Genomic DNA, 19129 nt, shown 5'->3' with positions numbered 1-19129 from the left:
CGGGAGGGGCCGCCCGGCGCGTCCCGTCGTCACCGGAGGAGCCGATGCCCGCAACGCCCCGACCGCCGTCCCGGTGCGGCCCGCCCGGCGTCGACGGCAGCGGTCCGCCGTCCCCGGCCGGCGGGCACCTGCACCTGTGGACGTCGCCCGAGGGCCACCGGCTGCACGCCCCGTTCGGCGAGCTGACCCGCGAGGACTCCACCGGCCGGCTGTGCTGCCACCTCTGCGGCCGCTGGTACGCCTCGCTCGGCTCACACCTGCGCGCCCACGGCTGGACGTCGGACGGCTACCGGGCCGCCATGGGACTGGCCTCCGGGACGCCGCTGACGGGCCGGTCGCTGTCGTCGTCCATCTCGGCGCGGCAGGCCCGGCGCTACGCCGCCGACCCCGACCACCGGCGGCAGCTGGGCCGCGGGCACCGGATGGCCCGGGACGGCTCGCTCGCCGAGGCGGCCCGCCGGGCTGCCCGCGACGCGGCGGTCCGGCCGCAGCGCGACGCTGCCCGGCGCGCCGCGCTGGACGCCGGGCGGGCCACCCGGCGGGAGGCGCGCGCCGCCCGGCTGCGTGCCCGGCTGGCCGAGGCCGGCAGCGCCGACCTGGCCACCCACCTGCGGGACCGCCACGCCGCCGGCGCCAGCCTGGCCGAGCTGGCCCGGGAGACCGGTCTGGGCCGGGACCGCCTGCGGGCGGCGCTGCTGGAGGCCGGCGTGGTGCCGCGCCCGCCCGGGGCCACCACCCCGGCCGGACGGCGGGCGCGGGCGGTGGCCGCCGACGAGGCCGCCGCCCGGCGGGTCGGCACCGACGACGTGCGCGCGTGGCTGGACCGGCGGTCCCGGGAGGGCTGGAGCGTGCTGCGGCTGGCCGCGGCGGTGGGCCACAGCCCGCCGTGGGTGCGATCGCGCCTGGACCGCACCGGCTGACCGGGCCGCGACCCCGCCCGGCCGCTCAGGTCCCGCCGGGGGCCCGCGCCGGGACGGTCACCGGCGGCGGGGCGAGGCCCAGCACGGCCGACCGGAGCGCGGGGGGCACGTCGACCACGCGCTGCGCCGACCACGGTGGCGGCCCCGAGCGCACCCAGGCGACCAGCGCGTCGGCCAGCGGCGGCTGCTCGACGCGCTCCAGCCACCACACCCGGCCCAGCATGCCGGTCCGGTCGTCGTAGCCGGTGATCCCCGCGACGGCGGACCGCGAGCAGAGGCCCGGGCAGTCGACGTCCACCAGCACGGCCCCGGCGGAGTCGCGCACGGCCGCGCTCAGCTGCTCGGCACTGTCCGGCCGGGCGGACAGCGCCCGCAGCGCCGAGCACCGCCGCCCGGTGCAGGCCGCGACCACCGGCCCGGTCGCCGCGCTCACCGCAGCAGACCCCGCCGGGCCGCCTGCTCCAGCCGGCGGGGCACGAGCACCCGCTCGCCGTCGACGACCACGGCCACCAGCTGGACCGGTGTCGCCTTCCACCGGGCGCGGCGCGAGCGCGTGTTCGACCGGGACGTCCGGCGCTTCGGGACGGCCACCGGGTCAGCCCCGCCCGCGGGCGCCGGGGCGCCGGCCGTAGCGCTGGTGGAAGCGCTCGACCCGGCCGGCAGTGTCCAGCACCCGCTGGTTGCCGGTCCAGAACGGGTGGGACGCCGCGCTCACGTCCACGGTGACCACCGGCAGGGTGCGGCCGTCGACCTCGACGGTCTGGTCGCTGGTCACCGTGGAGCGGGTGCGGTACAGGGCGCCGCTGGCGGTGTCCCGGAAGACGACCTCGCGGTACTCGGGGTGGATGCCGGGCTTCATGTCTGCTCCTCGTGGTGGGTCGGGGTCAGGGCGTGTCGTCATCGGGTGTCGTCGTCGTGGGCGGTGGCGTGCACGTCCGGGTCGGCCGGGCTGGACGCCTCGCAGGGGTCGGCGTGCCAGCTGCCGAACGGGTCGTGCAGCAGGGCCCAGGCGGTCGGGCCCAGGGCCATCTCCTCGTCGGTGAGCAGCGCGCCGTCCAGGGCGAGCAGGATCTCGGCGGGGGCCTGGCGGTGGCTGAGCGCGACCAGCTCGCTGTGCCGGTCCCCGTGCTCCTCGTGCCAGCGCAGTGCGGCCGCGACCTGACGCTGCGGGTCCACCTGGGCCCACAGCTCCGGGTCGGCGGGCAGGCCGGCCAGCCAGGGCCCGGCGTCGCCGACCTGCAGGCCACCCCCGGCGGACTCCAGCCACACCGCCCGCTCGTGCTGGGTGGCCAGCCAGAGCAGCCCCCGGCTGCAGACGACGCCGTCCAGCAGGGTGTCCAGCGCGTCGTGCAGCCGGGCGGGGTGGAAGGGCCGGTCGGCGGCGAAGCGCACCAGCGCGACGCCGGCGTCGGACTCCAGCGGCGGGGCGCCGGCCAGCAGCGGGTCGTGCGGCGAGCGCACCCGGCCCCGGCGGGCACCGGCCGGCAGCGCCTCCAGCAGCGCGTCCAGGTCCGTGCCGGCCAGGTCGGCCCGGGGCACCCCGGGCAGCAGCCGGTCGAGCACGGCGTCGGTGCGGACCGCGTCCCACGCGTCGCCCGGCCGGCCGTGCAGCAGCACGGCGTCGGCGAAGCCGGTCTGCGCCACCACGACCTGGGCCACGGTGCGCTCGTCGTCGGCGGTCGCCGCCAGCCCCCGCTCGGCCATGGTCTCCTCCCCCGCGGCGTCCACCAGCCAGGTCGCGGCGTCCAGCACGGCCACCACGCCACGGACGGCGAGGTGCTCCCCCGCCGTCCCGCCGTCGTCGAGCTGGACGTGCCCGATCGACCAGCACAGGTGCTCGGGCTCCAGCGCGGGGTCCAGTTGCAGCACGACGCGCGCGACGTCGTCCCGGTCGGCGAGCGATCGCAGCAGGGGCAGCAGGTCCAGGCGCAGGGTGCAGGACAGGCAGCCGTGGGCGAGCTCGACCACCGACCGGTCCTCGACGAGGCCGTGCGGTCCGCGCTCGGTCATCGTCCGGACGACGGCGCCCTGGTCGAGCGCCCGGATGTCGTGGTGCACCAGCACGGTGCCCGGTCGGTCCAGCAGCGTCCGCGCGGGCTCGGCGAGCAGCCCGGGGACGACGCCGGTCAGCAGCAGCAGGTCGGTCATCACCCGGCCGACCCTAGACGAGATTGACAATCGTTGTCATCTAGAGTCGATGCCGACCCGTCCACCGCACGACGACAGGAGCCCCCATGGCCACCTACTGCGAGGTGACCGGCCGCCGGCCCGGTTTCGGCAGGGCCGTCAGCCACTCCCACCGGCGCACCAGCCGGCGGTTCGACCCCAACCTGCAGACCAAGCGCTTCTGGCTGCCCAGCGAGCACCGCTGGATCCGGCTCACCGTGTCCACCAAGGGCATCAAGACCATCGACGTGCAGGGCATCGAGGCCGTCGTCGCGCGCATCCGGGCGACCGACCCCGACGCGCGGCGCCGGCTGGGCGCCGGACGGGCGGTGGCCTGATGGCCCGCGCCACCGACGTCCGACCGGTGATCCGGCTGAAGTCGACGGCAGGAACCGGCTACACGTACGTGACCCGCAAGAACCGCCGCAACGACCCCGACCGCCTGGTGCTGCGCAAGTACGACCCGCTCGTGCGCCGGCACGTCGAGTTCAAGGAGGAGCGCTGACATGGCCAAGACCTCGAAGATCGTGAAGGACCGGCAGCGGCGCGAGGTCGTCGCCCGGTACGCCGAACGGCGGGCCGCGCTCAAGGCCGCGGTGCGCAGCGCCCCCACCGCCGAGGAGCGCGACGCCGCCCAGCTGGCGCTGCAGCGGCTGCCCCGCGACGCCAGCCCCACCCGGCTGCGCAACCGGGACGTCGCCGACGGACGCCCCCGGGGGCACCTGCGGACGTTCGGCCTGTCCCGCATCCGGTTCCGCGACATGGCGCACGCCGGCGAGCTGCCCGGCATCCGGAAGTCCAGCTGGTGAGCGGCCGCGGGCGCGCGTCGGCGCTCGCCTGCGCCGGCGTCCTGGCACTGGCCGGCTGCGGGGCCGCGAACGGGTCGGGGTCGGACACCGCCGACGGCGGCCTGACCATCGCGGCCTCCTTCTACCCGCTGCAGTGGCTCGGCGAGCAGATCGCCGGGACGCACGGCACCGTCACCTCCCTGACCCCGCCCGGTGTCGAGCCGCACGAGTACGAGCTGACCCCCGGCGAGGTCGCCGCGACCGCGGAGGCGGACATCGTGGTGTACCTGTCGGCGTACCAGCCCTCGGTGGACGCGGCGGTCGACGAGCAGGCCGGCGACCGCGCCTTCGACGCCGCCGGCCCCGCCGACCTGGACCTGCTCTACCAGGACGGCCACGCCGAGGAGCACGCCGACGGCACGCACGCCGAGGGCGTCCGGGACCCGCACTTCTGGCACGACCCGATGCGCATGGCCGACGTCGGCGACGCGCTGGCCGAGGCCCTGAGCCGGGCAGACGAGGCGCACCGGGCCGACTACACCGCGAACGCCGCGGACCTCCGGGAGCAGCTGACCGCCCTGAACGGCGAGTTCCGGGACGGGCTGGCCCGCTGCGCCAGCCGCGACGTCGTGACCGGGCACAGCGCCTTCGGCTACCTGGCCGACGCCTACGGCCTGCGGCAGTTCGGGATCAGCGGGCTGGCACCGGACGAGGAGCCGTCCCCGGGCGCCCTCACCGGGGCGACCGACTTCATCCGGGAGCACGGTGTGCGGGCGGTGTACGCCGAGACGCTGGTCAGCCCCGCCGTGGCCGAGACCGTGGCCCGGGAGACCGGCGCGCAGGTGCTCATCCTGGACCCGATCGAGGGTCTGACCGACGCCTCCCAGGGCACGGACTACCTCGAGCTCATGCACGCCAACCTGGCCGACCTGCGGACGGGGCAGCAGTGCTCCTGACCTCGGTGGCCCGGCCGCGGGTCGCCCCGACCCGCGGGCCCGGTGAGGACGTCGTCTCGGTGCGGGGGGCGGCGTTCGGGTACGACCGGCGGCCGGTCGTCACCGGCGTCGACCTGACGCTGCACCGGGGGGACGTGGTCGCGGTGCGCGGCGCCAACGGGTCGGGCAAGTCGGCCCTGGTGCGCGGCCTGCTCGGCCTGGCACCCCTGCTGGCCGGGCAGGTCGACCTCTTCGGCCGGCCGCAGCAGCAGCTGCGGGACCGGTCACGGATCGGGTACGTGCCGCAGCGGCACACGGTCGCGACCACGGTGCCGGTCACGGTGCGCGAGCTGGTCTCCTCCGGCCGGCTGTCCCTGCCGCGACACCGCAGGCGGCCGTGGCAGCGGTTCGGGGAGGCCGACCGCTGCGCCGTCGACTGCGCGCTGGAGGGCGTCGGGCTGGCCGGATACGACCGCCGGCAGCTCTCCGAGCTCTCCGGTGGCGAGCAGCGCCGCGCGCTGGTGGCCCGGGCGCTGGCCGGTGACCCGGAGCTGCTGGTGCTGGACGAGCCGATCGCCGGGGTGGACGCCGCGAACCAGCGGGTGCTGGCCGCGACGATCGCCGGCCTGGCGGCGAGCGGCACGACGGTGCTGGCGGTGCTGCACGAGCTGGGGCCGCTGGCCCCGGTGGTGCACCGGGTCACCGCCCTGCCGTCCGCGGGAGAGCGGTGCTGAGCTACGGCTTCATGCAGCTGGCACTGGTGGCCGCGGTGCTCGTCGGGCTGACCGCGCCGACGGTCGGTGTGTACCTCGTCCAGCGCCGGCTGTCGCTGATCGGCGACGGGCTGGGCCACGTGGCCCTGCTCGGGGTCGCCGTGGGCGTGGTGACCCGGAACGACCCGGTGGTCAGCGCGCTGCTGGTCGCCGTCGCCGGGACGCTGGGGGTGGAACTGCTGCGCAGCCGCCGGTCGGCCGGTGCCGACGTCGCCCTGGCGGTGCTGTTCTACGGCGGCATCGCCGGGGCGGTCGTCGCGGTGACGCGCGCCCCGGCGGGCACCCCGGCCAACCTGGACGCCTACCTGTTCGGGGCGCTGACCACCACCACCCGGGCCGACCTCGCCGCCTTCGCCGGCATGGCGCTGGTCGTGCTCGCGGGGACCGTCGGGCTGGGGCGGCAGCTGTTCACCGTCGCCCTCGACGAGGAGCACGCCACCGCCGGCGGCCTGCCCGTGCTGCGGCTGAACCTGCTGCTGGCCGTGGTGACCGCGAGCACGGTCGTGCTGTCGATGCGGGTGCTCGGGCTGCTGCTGATCAGCGCGCTGATGGTGCTGCCCGCCGGGTGCGCGCAGCTGGTGGCCCGGAGCTTCCGGTCCAGCATGGTGGTGGCCGTGCTGGTCGGCGTCACGGTGTCGGTCACCGGGACGGTGGTCTCCTTCTACGCCGACACGCCCTCGGGCGCCACCATCGTGCTGGCCGCGATCGCCGTGTACCTGCTGCTCTCGGTGGCCCGCGCGGCCGGCGCCGGCCGCGCCCGGCCGGCTCGACCGACCTACGCGGTGCCGCCGGGCCGGGAGGCGCCGTGGACCCCGCGCGGCGCCGAGGAGATGCTGGCACCGTGAACGAGCCCCCCGACGATCGGTTCCCGGTCGAGCAGCAGCCACCCACGGCACCCGGTCCCCGGCCGGACGAGGCCGCCGAGTGGGACGAGCGGTACGCCGGCCACGACCAGGTGTGGAGCGGCCGGCCCAACGGCGCGCTGGTGGCCGAGGTGTCCGGCCTGCGGCCCGGCCGCGCGCTGGACGTCGGCTGCGGCGAGGGCGCGGACGCCGTCTGGCTGGCCCGCCGGGGCTGGGAGGTGACCGCGCTGGACGTGTCCCGGGTGGCCCTGGACCGGGCCGGACGCCACGCCGCGGACGCCGGCGTGCAGGTGACGTGGGTGCTGGCCGGGCTGCTGGAGGCCCGGCTGCCCGCGGGTGGGTTCGACCTGGTGTCAGCGCAGTACCCGGCACTGCTGCGCACCCCCGGCGACGAGTGCGAGCACGTGCTGCTCGACGCGGTGGCACCCGGCGGGACGCTGCTGGTGGTGCACCACGCCGACATCGACGTCGAGCAGGCGCGGGCCCGCGGCTTCGACCCGACCGCCTACGTCAGCCCCGCCGACGTCGCCGGGCTGCTGGACGACGGGTGGGTGGTCGAGGTCGACGAGCGCCGGGAGCGTGACATCGAGGGCGGCGGCGGTGCGCACCACACCCACGACCTGGTGCTGCGGGCCACCCGCCGACCGACCGGCGGCTGACGGCCGGCCCTCCTGCCGGGGCCTCGGGTCAGCGCCCGCCGGCGACGGGTGCACCGCTGACGAACAGGTCGGCCGCGGGCACGTCGGCAGGGGCCGGCGGCCCGTCGACGGGGACGGCGACCCGCGGTCGCGGCCGCCGCCGGGACAGCCCGGACAGCGACACGGCCAGCAGCGACGCCGCGACCAGTGCCACGGTGGGCGCCAGCACCGCCCAGGGGGCCCGCTCGACGTAGGGCAGGCCCTCGGCCAGCAGCAGCCCCCACTCCGGCGTGGGCGGGGTCGGCCCCAGCCCGAGGAAGCCCAGCGACGCCAGGGCCAGCGCGATGCCGGGCAGCCGGAGCGCGGCGTTGCGGGCGACCGGGCCGAGCACGGCGGGCAGCACGTGCCGCCAGGTGACGGCGGCGGGCCCCAGGCCGAGCACCGGGAGCACCAGCACGTGCGGCTGCCTGCGCACCTCGGTGGACGCCGCGGCGACGTGCGCGGCGATCGGCGCCCAGCTGACCAGGGTCACGGCCACCGCGGCGCCGACCAGCGAGGAGCCGGCGACCGCGGCCACCAGGACCCCGACGATCACCGGCGGGGCGGCGTTGGCGACCTCGATCGGCCCGGCCGACGCCCGCGGCAGCAGGCCCACCAGCACGCCGATCAACAGGCTGAGCACGGTCACCACCGCCGCGGTGCCCAGGGTGTCCACGGCGCCGTGCGCCACCCGGGCGAGCAGGTCGCGGCCGCTGGCGTCAGCACCGAAGGGCAGGTCCCAGCCGGGCGCGGTGAGCCGGCCGTGCACGGTGGCGTAGGGGTCGCGGCCGATGCCCGCGGCGACGATGCCGGCGAGCAGCACCAGGCAGGTCCCCGGCAGCAGCCAGTCCCGGCGACGCCAGACCGACGTGGGCGGTGCCACCGAGAGGCTGCCGCTGCGCAGCGCCCGGCCGAGCAGCAGCGCGCGGGTCAGCGAGGCGAGCCCGGCGAACGCGGCGGAGACCAGCAGCAGCACCAGCATGCCGGCCTGCAGCGTGGGCAGGTCCTGGGACTCCGCGGCGCCGAGGGTCGCCCGCCCCAGCCCCGGGACGGCGAACACCTGCTCGACGGCGACCGCTCCCCCGGTGAGGCCGACCAGGACCAGCGCGACCTGGCCGGTGAGCACCGGCAGCGTCCGGCGGAGCAGCGCCCGGACCAGCTGCGGGCCCGACGCGCCGGCGACCTGCCAGGCCACCACCCACCGCTCGGCGCTGGTGACGGTCAGCCCGTCGGCCAGCAGCCGGCCGATCAGCCCGCCCGCCGGCAGGCCCATGGCCAGTGCCGGCAGCACCGCCGAGCGCGGCCCGTCCCAGCCGTACGGCGGCAGCCAGCCCAGCCAGACCGCGACCACCACCAGCAGGACCGACGCCAGCAGGAACTCCGGCAGCGCGGTCAGCCCGGCCCCGGCGACGCCGGCCGGCCGGCCGGGGCGGCCCTGCACCGCCCGGCGCAGGGCGGGCGCGCACAGCACCGCGGCCACGAGCACCGTCACCGTCAGGGCGGAGCCCATCAGGGTCAGGGACACCCCGGTGGCCTGCAGCAGCCCCGGACCCACCGGTGCGCCGGACACCCAGGACGTGCCCAGGTCACCGTGCACCAGCCCGCCCAGCCAGTGCCCGAACAACCCGGCCGGCCCCCGGTCCAGGCCCAGCTCGGCGCGCACCGCCGCCAGCGCCTCCGGGGTGGCCTCCTGCTCCGCCGACCGGGCGCGCAGGATCGACAGTTCCGGGCTGCGGCCGGACAGCCACGGCAGGACCCCGATCAGCACGACCACCCCGGCCGCGGTCAGCAGCCGGGACAGCGTCCGGACCGGGACGGTCACTGCCCGGTGCTGGTGGTGTCCGCAGTGATCAGCGCCCGCTCGCGGGGGTCGCGGGCGGCACCGGACACCCCGGCCTGCTCGCCCTGGACCACCCGCTCGTGCAGCATCGGCACGGCGGCGCCGGTGGCCAGCACCGCGGCCTCCGCCTGGAGCACCGCAGCCCGCCGCTCGGCGCCGGCCGGGGTCTGCGCGGCGCGGGTGATCGCGGCGTCGACGGCCGGGTCGCACAGCTGGGCGATGTTGAACGACCCGGCGCAGGAGAAGTCGCTGGTCAGGTAGGCGACCGGGTCACCGGAGTCCAGCACGGTGGCGCGGGACAGGATGAAGGCGTCGAACGCGCCGGCCAGGGCGTCGGCCTCGATGAACGCGTACTCGCGCACGTCCTGGGTGACGGTGAAGCCGGCGGCCTCCAGCTGCTGCTGGACGAGCACGGCGACCTCCGGCAGCTCGGCCCGGTCGGTGAAGGTGCCCAGGGTGATCCGCGTCCCCGGCGGCACCACGCCGGCCGGCGGCAGGTCGAGCTCGCCGCGGCCCTCCGCGGCCCACGGCAGCGCGGGGCCGAGCAGGCCCTCGGCGACGTCGGCCCGGCCCTCGTAGACGGTGGCCACGATGGTGGCCCGGTCGATCGCCTCGCGGGCCGCGGCACGCACCCCCGGGTCGGCGAACGGTCCGCTCGCGGTGTTCAGGTAGAGGGTGTTGGTGCGCGGCATGGGCACCTCGTGCACCAGGTCCGGGTCCAGCAGCGACACCTGGGACACCGGGACGGCCTCCACCACGTCGGCGGTGCCGGTGCGCAGGGCCGCGGCCCGGGCGGTGCCGTCGGGCACGAAGTCGACGTCGATGCCGGATGCCCGGGCCGGGGTGCCCCAGTAGCCGTCGAACCGGTCCAGGGTGGCCCCGGAGGTGCCGTCCACGGCGACCAGCTCGAACGGCCCCGTCCCGGTGCCGACCGGGTCGACGGTGCCGTCGGGGGCGTAGGCCGACGCCGCGAGCACGGCCAGCTGCGGGCTGGACAGCCGCTGCGGGACGAGCGGGTCGACGTCGGCGGTGGTGACCACCACGTCGTCCCCGTCGGCGGTGGCGGTGAGATCGACGCCGTCCAGGATGCGGGGTTTGGGCGCGGCCTGCGTGGCGGCGGTGAGCGACGCCGCGGCCTGCTCGGCGGTCAGCTCGGTGCCGTCGTGGAACGAGACGCCGGAGCGGACGGTGAACCGCCAGGTGCGGTCGTCGACCTGGGTCCAGCCGGTGGCCAGCGCGGGCTGGGCCTCACCGAGGTCGTCCAGGGTCACCAGGGTCTCCGCGGTGCTCCAGCGGGACAGCTTGAACGCGTCGTCGGACAGCGGGGTCAGGCCGGAGCGCGGCGGCTGCAGCATGGCCAGGGACACCCGCCCGTCGTCGGTGCCGGCAGCGGTGTCGGTGCCGCCGCTGAAGCAGCCGGACAGCAGCAGGGCGGCGGCGGCGCCGGCGAGCAGGCGCGGGGGCAGGCGGGTGGGGTTCGTGGGCACGTGGTTCCTCGTCGTCGTGGGGTGGGTCAGCAGGGCAGGTGGGGCACGGCCTCGACGAGCAGCCGGGTGCGCGGGTGCCGCGGGTCGGCGACCAGCTCGCCGGTGGGCCGGTCCTCGACCACCCGCCCGTCGTGCAGCACGACCGTGCGGGAGCAGAGCGCGGACACCACGGACAGGTCGTGGGAGACCAGCAGCAGGCCGAGCCCCTGACGCAGCGACAGCTCGGCGAGCAGCTCGACCACCTGCCGCCGGACCGGCAGGTCCAGCCCGCTGACCGGCTCGTCGGCCAGCAGCAGCGCCGGGCCGGGCGCCAGGGCGCGGGCGATGGCCACCCGCTGCGCCTGGCCCCCGGAGAGCTCCCCGGGTCGGCGTCCGGCCAGTTCGGCGGGCAGGTCCACCCGCTGCAGGGCCGACCGGACGACGACGTCGGGGTCGCCGGGCACGTCGAGGTGCCGCAGCGGCTCGGCGACCAGCGCGGCCACGGTCATCCGCGGGTCCAGGGTGGAGGCGGGGTCCTGTGGCACGTACTGCACCCGGCGGCGGAACCAGCGCAACGCGTGCGCGGGGCCCGGGACCACCGGCCGGCCGTCGTAGCCGACCGACCCGGCGTCGGGGCGGTCGAGGGCGAGCAGGCAGCGCAGCAGGCTGGACTTCCCGGACCCCGAGCAGCCGACCAGCCCCACGGACTCCCCCGCGGCCAGCCGCAGGTCCACCCCGTGCACCGCGGTGTGCCGGCCCGGCCGGGACCAGGGCCGCTGGCGCGGCAGCCGGTGGCTCCGGGTGACGCCGCTGGCGACCAGCCCGTTCACCCGGCCACCGCCGGCGCGCCGGGACGCAGCGCGACCGAGTCCAGCCGAGTCGCCGCCACCAGGTCGCGGGTGTAGGCGTGCTGCGGGTCCGGGGCCAGGTCGGCGGTCGAGCAGCGCTCGACGACGCGGCCGTGCGCGAGCACCACCGCGGTGTCGCACAGCGCGACCGCGACGGCGACGTCGTGGGTGATGAACAGCAGCCCGGCCTCCTGCGTGGCGCGCCGGACGACGTCCACCACCTGGGCCTGGGTGACCAGGTCCAGGGCGGTGGTCGGCTCGTCGGCGACGAGCAGGCCTGCCTCGGACGCCAGGGCGATCGCGATGCACACCCGCTGGCGCTGCCCACCGGACAGCTCCCCGGCGCAGCTGCGCAGCACCCGCGCCGGGTCCTCGATGCCGACGGCGATGAGCAGCTCGACGCTGCGCCGGGCCACGGCCGGGCCGCGCAGACCTGCCCGGCGCCGCAGCGGTGTGGCCAGCTGCGCCCCGACGGGCACCAGTGGGTTGAGCGCGGTGAGCGAGTCCTGGGCCACGGCGGCCGCCCGGGCCGCGGCCGGGCGGCGGGCGGGGTGCACGCCGGTCACGTCGTGCCCGCCGACCTGCACCGTGCCCCGCACGCGGGCGCCGGGCGGCAGGTGCCCGAGCACCGCACCGGCGGTGAGCGACTTGCCCGAGCCCGACGCCCCGATCAGCGCCAGCCGCTGCCCGGGGGCGACGGTGAGGTCGACGTCGTGCACCAGGTCCCGGCCGTGCACGGAGATCGAGAGACCACGCACCGCCAGTGCGGGGCGACCGCCGGCACCTACGATATCGGGAATCATTACCGACAGGCTAGCAGTGGGCGTTCCTCGCTCCGGCGACGCACCCGGCCGGGCACCATGGACGGCGACGCCGCCACCGCGACGCAGGACGAGGGAGCGCCCCGATGACCACGGCCGCACCGACCGGTCCGAGCCCCCGACGGCAGGCGGCCCCCGGGCTGCTCGGGGTGGTCCCCGCACGGGTCCCGACCGGGGTCCTGGCGCTGGTCCCGGCACTGGTCCTGGCACTGGTCCTGTCGCTGGCGCTGGTGCTGGGCACCGCCACGGACGCCCGGGCGCACACCCGGCTGGTGTCCACCGACCCGGCCGACGGGAGCACCGTCGTCGCGCCGCCGAGCGCGGTCACCCTGACCTTCGGCGGTGCCGTGCGGGTGCGGGAGGTGCTGGTCACCGGCCCCACCGGGGTGGGGGTCGGCACCGCCGCCGCCGTCGCCGACGGGGCGGTGCTGACCCAGCCGGTCGCCCTGCTGGAGGCCGGCCTGCACACCGTGGCCTGGTCGGTCGGCGCCGGCGACGGTCACCGGCTGGAGGGCACGCTCAGCTTCACCTACGCCCCGACGCCGGCCCCGACCCCGGCTGCCGGCACGACGCCCACTCCGGCTGCCGCGCCGGCCCCGCCGGCCACCGACCCGGCGCCGAGCCCGCTGCCGGCGGCGAGCGAGCCGGCCGCGGCCCGTCCGGCGTCCCCGTCCGGGGTGCCGGCGTGGCTGCCGGCCGGGGGCGGTGTGCTGCTCGCGGCGGCCGCGGTCCTGGTCACCGTGCGCCGCCGGCGGAACCGCGGCTGACCCGGGCGGGGGTCAGCCGCCGGTCGGCAGCAGGCCCTCCGGCTCGATCGCCGGGTCGGCCCGCCGCACGCCGCGGTAGCGGACCAGGCGCGCGGAGTTGCCCGCCACGGCCACCGACGAGGCGTTGTGCAGCACCGCGGCGAGCACCGGGGACAGCGCGCCCCCGGCGCCGACGAGCAGTCCGATGCCGTTGACGGCGATGGACATGCCGTAGTTCTGCCGCACGATCTGCAGGGTGCGGCCACCCAGCTCCCGCAGGTCGAGCAGGTGCCGCAGGTCGTCACCGACCAGCGCCACGTCGGCGGTCTCCACCGCGACGTCGGTGCCCGAGACGCCCATCGCGATGCCGATGTCGGCGGCGGCCAGCGCCGGGGCGTCGTTGGTGCCGTCGCCGATCATCGCGACCGTGTGCCCCTCGGCCTGCAGCGCCAGGACGACGTCCTGCTTCTGCTCGGGCAGCACCTCGGCCCGCCACTCGGTGATGTCCAGCGCCCCGGCCACCGCCGCGGCGGTGGCGGTGTGGTCACCGGTGAGCATCACGACGCGCTGCACACCGGTGGCCCGCAGCGCGGTGAGCACCTCGCGCGCCTCGGGCCGGATCTCGTCGCGCAGGCTGACCAGGCCGACCAGCTCGCCGTCCACGGCCAGCAGCAGCGGTGTCTCGGTCTCCGCGCGCAGCGTGGCCAGCCAGCCCGCCGCCTCGGCCCCGACCTCGACGCCCTCGCTGGCCATCAGCGCCTCGCTGCCCAGCAGCAGCACCCGCCCGTCGGCCTGGGTGCGCATGCCCAGGCCCAGCAGCACCTCGCACTCCTCGTGCGGCGGGATGAACACGTGCCGCTCCTCGGTGGAGCGGATCACCGCCTGGGCCAGCGGGTGCCGGGAGTGCACCTCGGAGCTGGCCGCGTACCCCAGCACCTGCTCGGGCTCCCAGAGCGGGGAGAACGAGACGATGTTGGTCACCACCGGCCGGCCGATGGTCAGGGTGCCCGTCTTGTCGAACACCACGGCGTCGACCCGGCCGGCGGCCTCCAGGTGCGCGCCGCCCTTGATGAGCACCCCGCGGGAGGCGCCGTTGCCGATCGCTGCGCTCACCGCCGTCGGTGTGGACAGCCCGACCGCGCACGGGCAGGCCACCAGCAGCATCGTCATCGCCCGGCGCACGTCCCGGGTGAGCATCCAGGTCAGCCCGGCGAGGGCGAAGGACGCCGGCACGAAGCGGCGGGAGAACTCCTCGCCCACGGTCTGGATCGGCGCCCGGTCGTCCTGCGCCTGCTCGACCCGGGAGATGATCCGGCCGATCGCGGTGTCCGACCCGGTGGCCGAGGCGCGCACCACGATCCGCCCGCGCAGGTTCACCGACCCGGCGTGCACCCGGGAGCCCGCGGTCACCGACACCGGCAGCGGCTCACCGGTGATCGCGGCCTGGTCCACCACGCCCGAACCGTCGACCACCTCGCCGTCGACGGCGACGGTGGCCTGCTCGTGCACCACCACCAGGTCACCGACCCGCAGCTGGCCCAGGTCGACCTGGCGCTCGACGTCGGCGTCCCCGGGCTCGCGGCCCTCCACCAGCACCCACGCCGTGGTCTCGGTGCCGGCCAGCAGCGCGCTGATCGCCCGGCGGGTGCGGCGCAGGGTGAGCGCCTGCAACCACTCCCCGATGTTCAGCAGCCACAGCACCGTGAGGGCCACGACGTTCTCCCGCAGCAGCAGGCTGGCGAACGTGGCCGCGGTGACCAGCGCGTCGGTCCCGGCACTGCGCTTGCCGGCCAGCGCGCCGACCGCCCCCTTGACGAACGGGTAGCCGGTGAACACGGTGACGACGGTCGCGGCGAACCGGCTGCGGCCGCTGAGCACCGGCGGCCGGCCCAGGCCGTAGCGGCGCACGCCCAGCAGCACCAGCGCGGCACCGCCCACGGCGATCCGCACCAGCTCGGTGTTGGCCACGTCGGCCGACCGGGGACGGCGCGCCACCACGGCGTCGCCGGGCTGGTCCGCCGCCGCCGACACGGCCGCGAGCACCGCGGCGCGGTCGGCGTCGGCGGTCAGCCAGACCACCACGTGCCCGGTGACCGGGAAGCCCTGCGCGGCGAGCACCCCGGGCACGGCGTCCAGCGCGTCCTCCGCCAGCACCGCGCGCGACGGCGAGCCGGTGAGTCCGGCGGCGTGCACCCGGACCCGCCCGCCGGCATCGGCGACGACGACCGGCACGGCCGGGTCCGGGGCCATCAGTGGCTGTGGTCGTGCGGGTCGGCCGAGCGGTCGGCCGGCGGCGGGGCCTGCTCGCCGAGGTCGGCATAGGCCTGCGCGCGCACATCTCCGGCGGCCAGCCGGGTGCGCTCCACCACCGACTCCGCCCGGCGGGCGCCCAGGATGCCCCAGCGGGTGGCGGTCACCGCCACCCGGCGCGGCAGGCTGCCACCCTCACCGCGCTCGGCGGCGCGGACGACCAGCACACCGACGACGCCGGTGGCCACCGTCCCGGCGGCCTTGCGCAACACCCGGGCAGCTCCCCCGGCTCGGGACGACGACTCGCTCATGAACGGCACTCCTCGAGGTTCGGCACTGTCGTGGGGCAGACTCCCCTCACGCTAACGGGAATCATGCGCTGGACCACCGGAGGGCCCATGGCGACGGCCGGTACGAGCGCCCGCCGGGCACGGCTGCAGTCCACCGACCTGCTCGTCGCGGCGATCGCGCTGGTCGTCGCGCTGCGGCTGACCGCGCCGGACCTGCTCAGCCGGCCGGCGGTGCAGGCCTGGAGCACGGTCTTCGTCGCCGTCTGCCTGCAGGCGCTGCCGTTCCTGGTGCTCGGCGTGCTGCTGTCGGCGGCGATCGGCACGCTGGTGCCGCCGTCCTTCTTCACCCGGGTGCTGCCCTCGCGGCCGGCGCTGGCGGTGCCGGTGGCCGGCATCTCCGGTCTCGCCCTGCCCGGCTGCGAGTGCGCGTCGGTGCCGGTGGCCGGCAGCCTGGTCCGGCGCGGCGTCACCCCGGCGGCGGCGCTGGCCTTCCTGCTGTCCGCGCCGGCGGTGAACCCCGTCGTCCTGGTCGCGACCGCGGTGGCCTTCCCCGGCGACCCGGAGATGGTCGCCGCCCGCTTCCTCGCCTCGCTGCTGGTCGCGCTGGTGATGGGCTGGCTGTGGACCCTGCTCGGCCGGTCGGACTGGATCCGGCTGCCGGAGCAGGCGCCCGGGCCCGAGCGCGGCCGGACGGCGACGTTCCTGGACTCGATGCGGCACGACCTGCTGCACGCCGGGGGCTTCCTGGTGGTCGGCGGGCTCACCGCGGCCACGCTGAACGTCGTGGTGCCGCGGGCCTGGCTGGACACGGTCGCGGACTCGCCCGTGCTCGCCGTCCTGGTGCTGGCCGGGCTGGCGGTGGTGCTGGCCATCTGCTCGGAGGCCGACGCGTTCGTCGCCGCCGGGCTCACGTCGTTCTCGCTGACCGCGCGGCTGGCGTTCCTGGTGGTCGGCCCCGCGGTGGACGTCAAGCTGATCGCGCTGCAGGCCGGCACGTTCGGCCGCCGGTTCGCCGTGCGCTTCGCCCCGGTCACCTTCCTCGTCGCGGTGACCACCGCGGTCGCCGTCGGGGCGGTGCTGCTGTGAGCCGGTCACCGGGAGGTGCCCCGTGCAGCGCCTGACCCGGGACCTGCTGCTGGTGCTGCTGGGCGGGGTGGCCGTGCGGGTCGCGTGGGGCGAGGAGCACCTGGCCTACGTCCGGCCCGGTTTCGGCCCGCTGCTGCTGGTGGCCGGTGCGGTGGTGTTCCTGCTCGGCGTCGCCGGGGTGCTCACCGCACCCGGCCGGGACGACGACGCCGCCGGTGAGCAGCAGGACGCCGGCCCGTCCGTCGGCGGGCACGGGGCAGGGGCGCACGGGCACGGCGACGCCGGGCCGCGCATCGGGTGGCTGCTGCTGCTGCCGGTGGCGGTGCTCGTGGTCGTGGCGCCCCCGGCACTCGGCGCGTACACCGCCGCCCGGCAGGCCGCCCCGCCCGCTCCCCCGGCCGCCGCCGGCTCCCGCATCGCCCCGGACGACCCCGGCACCGACCACGTGACCCTTCCCCTGCTCAGCTATTGGTTCGCCAGCCAGGAGCAGGGCACACTCGACGGGCGCATCGTGCGCCTGGTGGGCTTCGTGACGCCCCGGGAGGGCGGCGGCTGGTACGTCAGCCGGATCCGGATCAGCTGCTGCGCCGCGGACGCCGCGGCGATCTCCGTGGTCGTCGACGCGCCGCGCGGCGACCTGCCGGCCGACCAGTGGGTCGAGGTCGTCGGCACGGCAGCCGACCCGGTCCCGGACCCCACCGGCAGGTTCCTCGAGCCGGTCGTCCGGGCAGTGTCGGTCACCCGCGTCCCGGAACCGGTCCCCGCCTACGAGGGCTGAGCCGGCGCGAGCGTCCTGCCAGGAACGGTTCCCGTTGTCTACGCTGGTCCGGTGGAGTCAGCCGCCCCGGTCAGCGTGGGCACGAGAACAGCGACCGGGACGCCCGCGCCGGGCGGATCCAGGCGCCCGGACGCGGTGCTGAGCGCCCGCGGTGCCGCGATGGCGTTCGGCGACCGGGTGCTGTGGAGCGGCCTGGACCTGGACGTCGCCCCCGGTGAGTTCCTCGCCGTGCTCGGTGCCAACGGCGCCGGCAAGTCGACGTTCCTGAAGGCCGCCCTGGGCCAGCAGCGGCTGACCGCCGGCGAGCTCCTCGTGGCCGGTCGGCCACCGGGCCGCGGCAGCCGCGCGGCGGGCTACGTGCCCCAGCAGAAGTCGATGGACGCCGCGACGCCCCTACGGGCCCGCGACCTGGTGGCGCTGGGCATCGACGGGCACCGGTGGGGGCTCGGCCGCCGGCGGGCCGACCACCGCCGGGCGGTCGCCGACGCCCTGGCCGCGGTGGGCGCCACTGACTACGCCGACGCGCCGGTCGGGCTGCTGAGCGGCGGCGAGCAGCAACGGGTGCGGATCGCCCAGGCACTGGCCACCGACCCGCAGCTGCTGCTCTGCGACGAGCCGCTGCTGTCCCTGGACCTCGGTCACCAGCGTGCGGTCAGCGCGGTGATCGACCGGCGGCGGCGCGAGCACGGCACCGCGGTCGTGTTCGTCACCCACGAGATCAACCCGGTGCTCGACCTGGTCGACCGGGTGCTCTACATCGCCAACGGGCAGCACCGGTTGGGCACCCCGGCCGAGGTGATGAACTCCGCGACCCTCAGCGAGCTGTACCGGACGCCGGTCGACGTGGTCACCGTCCGCGGGCGCATCGTCGTCGTCGGCACCCCGGACCACGCGTCGGGCTCGGCACGTCACCACCCGGACGACCACCAGCACCACGACCACCCCGCTCTGCGGACGACGGCGCGGTCCGGGCGGTGAGCGGCCTGTTCGACTTCACCGACTACGGCGCGCTGCTGGGGCTGGTGCAGAACTCGCTGATCGCGGCGGCCCTGCTCGGCGTCGTCGGCGGGCTGATCGGCGTGTTCGTGCAGATGCGGGACATGCAGTTCGCGGTGCACGGGATCAGCGAGCTGTCCTTCGCCGGCGCGGCCGCCGCGCTGCTGCTCGGGGTCAACGTGGCGCTGGGCTCGGTGCTGGGGTCGCTGCTCGCCGGTGCGCTGATCGGCCTGCTCGGCGTGCGCGCCCGGGACCGGAACTCGCTGATCGGCGTCCTCATGCCGTTCGGGCTGGGGCTGGGCGTGCTGTTCCTGGCCCTGTACGAGGGCCGGGCGGCGAACAAGTTCGGCCTGCTCACCGGCCAGATCGTCTCGGTGGACACCGTGCAGCTGGGCTGGCTGGTGTCGGTGTCGGTCGTGGTGCTCGTCGGGCTGGCCGTCGTCTGGCGCCCGCTCACCTTCGTCTCCGCCGACCCCGAGGTCGCCGCCGCGCGCGGTGTCCCGGTCGGGGTGCTGTCGGTGGTCTTCACGGTGCTCCTGGCGCTCGCGGTCTCCCTGGCCGTCCAGGTCGTCGGGGCGCTGCTGGTGCTGTCGCTGCTGGTGACCCCGGCTGCGGCCGCACTGCGGGTGACGGCCTCCCCGGTGCTGGCCCCGCTGCTCAGCGCCGGGTTCGCGCTGACGGCCTCGGTCGGCGGGATCCTGCTCGCCCTGGGCGGCAGCATCCCGATCAGCCCGTTCGTCACCACCATCTCCTTCGCCATCTACCTGGTGTGCCGGGTGGTCGCCTGGCGGCGGACGCGGCGCGGCTGGGGCGGGCGCCGCCCGGCCGGCGCGGAAACGGCCCGCCCGGTCCCCGCAGCCGTGCCCTGACACCTCTCGGCGATGCA

23 protein-coding genes are annotated in these 19129 nt (G+C 77.0%); 13 read left to right on the top strand and 10 right to left on the bottom strand.

The window, feature by feature from the left end:
• Positions 1–44 precede the first annotated feature (44 nt).
• A complete protein-coding gene (locus G1H19_RS11180; protein ID WP_152727806.1) occupies positions 45–920 on the top strand; it encodes a MucR family transcriptional regulator in 876 nt (291 codons plus the stop codon).
• A gap of 25 nt (positions 921–945) precedes the next feature.
• Here G1H19_RS11180 and G1H19_RS11175 read toward each other — a convergent pair whose 3' ends face one another.
• The 4 genes from G1H19_RS11175 to mrf are packed head-to-tail and all read right to left on the bottom strand — an operon-like array spanning position 946 to position 3068.
• Positions 946–1353 carry a hypothetical protein gene (locus G1H19_RS11175; RefSeq protein ID WP_152727805.1) on the bottom strand — a complete coding sequence of 136 codons (408 nt, stop codon included), beginning with the start codon at positions 1351–1353 and terminating at the stop codon, positions 946–948.
• A complete protein-coding gene (rpmF, locus tag G1H19_RS11170) occupies positions 1350–1511 on the bottom strand; it encodes a 50S ribosomal protein L32 (RefSeq protein WP_162392185.1) in 162 nt (53 codons plus the stop codon). The genes G1H19_RS11175 and rpmF overlap by 4 nt, the downstream gene beginning before the upstream one ends.
• A gap of 4 nt (positions 1512–1515) precedes the next feature.
• Complete coding sequence (locus G1H19_RS11165; RefSeq protein WP_152727803.1) at positions 1516–1779, bottom strand: type B 50S ribosomal protein L31; 264 nt, start codon at positions 1777–1779, stop codon at positions 1516–1518.
• Positions 1780–1817: 38 nt separating this feature from the next.
• Positions 1818–3068: a ribosome hibernation factor-recruiting GTPase MRF gene (mrf, locus tag G1H19_RS11160; protein WP_152728133.1), complete on the bottom strand. Its 1251-nt coding sequence runs from the start codon at positions 3066–3068 to the stop codon at positions 1818–1820.
• Between the two features lie 86 nt (positions 3069–3154).
• Here mrf and rpmB point away from each other — a divergent pair, with 86 nt between their 5' ends.
• Genes rpmB through G1H19_RS11125 form a run of 7 tightly spaced genes read left to right on the top strand, consistent with a single transcriptional unit; the run spans position 3155 to position 7104 of the window.
• Positions 3155–3424 carry a 50S ribosomal protein L28 gene (gene rpmB / locus G1H19_RS11155; protein WP_152727802.1) on the top strand — a complete coding sequence of 90 codons (270 nt, stop codon included), beginning with the start codon at positions 3155–3157 and terminating at the stop codon, positions 3422–3424.
• Positions 3424–3591 (top strand): 50S ribosomal protein L33, encoded by a 168-nt coding sequence (gene rpmG / locus G1H19_RS11150; RefSeq protein WP_152727801.1) that lies wholly within the window; start codon positions 3424–3426, stop codon positions 3589–3591. The genes rpmB and rpmG overlap by 1 nt, the downstream gene beginning before the upstream one ends.
• Position 3592: 1 nt before the next feature.
• On the top strand, positions 3593–3895 hold the full coding sequence (gene rpsN / locus G1H19_RS11145; protein WP_152727800.1) for a 30S ribosomal protein S14: 303 nt from the start codon (positions 3593–3595) through the stop codon (positions 3893–3895).
• The gene (locus G1H19_RS11140) at positions 3892–4830 is read left to right on the top strand and encodes a metal ABC transporter substrate-binding protein (RefSeq protein WP_174278063.1); all 939 of its coding nucleotides are present in this window, start codon (positions 3892–3894) and stop codon (positions 4828–4830) included. The genes rpsN and G1H19_RS11140 overlap by 4 nt, the downstream gene beginning before the upstream one ends.
• Positions 4821–5543, top strand: coding sequence for a metal ABC transporter ATP-binding protein (locus G1H19_RS11135; protein WP_152727798.1), 723 nt, complete (start codon positions 4821–4823; stop codon positions 5541–5543). Before G1H19_RS11140 ends, G1H19_RS11135 begins: the two co-directional genes overlap by 10 nt.
• On the top strand, positions 5537–6427 hold the full coding sequence (locus G1H19_RS11130) for a metal ABC transporter permease (RefSeq protein WP_235927855.1): 891 nt from the start codon (positions 5537–5539) through the stop codon (positions 6425–6427). Before G1H19_RS11135 ends, G1H19_RS11130 begins: the two co-directional genes overlap by 7 nt.
• The gene (locus tag G1H19_RS11125) at positions 6424–7104 is read left to right on the top strand and encodes a class I SAM-dependent methyltransferase (protein ID WP_162392186.1); all 681 of its coding nucleotides are present in this window, start codon (positions 6424–6426) and stop codon (positions 7102–7104) included. The genes G1H19_RS11130 and G1H19_RS11125 overlap by 4 nt, the downstream gene beginning before the upstream one ends.
• A 28-nt stretch (positions 7105–7132) precedes the next feature.
• On the opposite strand, the gene G1H19_RS11120 is transcribed toward G1H19_RS11125, so the two are convergent.
• Genes G1H19_RS11120 through G1H19_RS11105 form a run of 4 tightly spaced genes read right to left on the bottom strand, consistent with a single transcriptional unit; the run spans position 7133 to position 12079 of the window.
• On the bottom strand, positions 7133–8944 hold the full coding sequence (locus G1H19_RS11120) for an ABC transporter permease subunit (protein ID WP_162392187.1): 1812 nt from the start codon (positions 8942–8944) through the stop codon (positions 7133–7135).
• Positions 8941–10449 carry an ABC transporter substrate-binding protein gene (locus tag G1H19_RS11115; RefSeq protein ID WP_202925719.1) on the bottom strand — a complete coding sequence of 503 codons (1509 nt, stop codon included), beginning with the start codon at positions 10447–10449 and terminating at the stop codon, positions 8941–8943. Before G1H19_RS11115 ends, G1H19_RS11120 begins: the two co-directional genes overlap by 4 nt.
• 26 nt (positions 10450–10475) lie before the next feature.
• Positions 10476–11258: an ABC transporter ATP-binding protein gene (locus G1H19_RS11110; RefSeq protein ID WP_174278064.1), complete on the bottom strand. Its 783-nt coding sequence runs from the start codon at positions 11256–11258 to the stop codon at positions 10476–10478.
• Entirely contained in the window at positions 11255–12079 is an 825-nt protein-coding gene (locus tag G1H19_RS11105; RefSeq protein WP_152727797.1) for an ATP-binding cassette domain-containing protein, read from the bottom strand. The genes G1H19_RS11110 and G1H19_RS11105 overlap by 4 nt, the downstream gene beginning before the upstream one ends.
• Positions 12080–12183: 104 nt before the next feature.
• On the opposite strand from G1H19_RS11105, the gene G1H19_RS11100 reads away from it, so the two are divergent.
• Complete coding sequence (locus G1H19_RS11100; protein WP_152727796.1) at positions 12184–12864, top strand: copper resistance CopC family protein; 681 nt, start codon at positions 12184–12186, stop codon at positions 12862–12864.
• Between the two features lie 12 nt (positions 12865–12876).
• Here G1H19_RS11100 and G1H19_RS11095 read toward each other — a convergent pair whose 3' ends face one another.
• Together G1H19_RS11095 and G1H19_RS11090 are read right to left on the bottom strand one after the other, a co-directional pair.
• Complete coding sequence (locus G1H19_RS11095; RefSeq protein ID WP_152727795.1) at positions 12877–15093, bottom strand: heavy metal translocating P-type ATPase; 2217 nt, start codon at positions 15091–15093, stop codon at positions 12877–12879.
• Complete coding sequence (locus G1H19_RS11090; protein ID WP_152727794.1) at positions 15093–15404, bottom strand: DUF1490 family protein; 312 nt, start codon at positions 15402–15404, stop codon at positions 15093–15095. Before G1H19_RS11090 ends, G1H19_RS11095 begins: the two co-directional genes overlap by 1 nt.
• A gap of 87 nt (positions 15405–15491) precedes the next feature.
• Between G1H19_RS11090 and G1H19_RS11085 the strand changes: the two genes are divergently transcribed.
• From G1H19_RS11085 to G1H19_RS11070, 4 genes are read left to right on the top strand one after another with little or no spacing between them, the layout of a single operon-like run.
• A complete protein-coding gene (locus tag G1H19_RS11085; protein WP_152727793.1) occupies positions 15492–16469 on the top strand; it encodes a permease in 978 nt (325 codons plus the stop codon).
• 22 nt (positions 16470–16491) lie between these two features.
• The gene (locus tag G1H19_RS11080; RefSeq protein ID WP_152727792.1) at positions 16492–17247 is read left to right on the top strand and encodes a TIGR03943 family putative permease subunit; all 756 of its coding nucleotides are present in this window, start codon (positions 16492–16494) and stop codon (positions 17245–17247) included.
• Positions 17248–17298: 51 nt separating this feature from the next.
• The gene (locus G1H19_RS11075) at positions 17299–18225 is read left to right on the top strand and encodes a metal ABC transporter ATP-binding protein (protein WP_235927856.1); all 927 of its coding nucleotides are present in this window, start codon (positions 17299–17301) and stop codon (positions 18223–18225) included.
• Positions 18222–19112: a metal ABC transporter permease gene (locus G1H19_RS11070; protein ID WP_162392188.1), complete on the top strand. Its 891-nt coding sequence runs from the start codon at positions 18222–18224 to the stop codon at positions 19110–19112. Before G1H19_RS11075 ends, G1H19_RS11070 begins: the two co-directional genes overlap by 4 nt.
• Positions 19113–19129 lie beyond the last annotated feature (17 nt).

This window comes from Goekera deserti, from assembly GCF_010685995.1.
Taxonomy (GTDB): domain Bacteria; phylum Actinomycetota; class Actinomycetes; order Mycobacteriales; family Geodermatophilaceae; genus Goekera; species Goekera deserti.
Note: the sequence above shows the minus strand (reverse complement) of the source record. Positions and strands in the feature narration are given on the sequence as shown.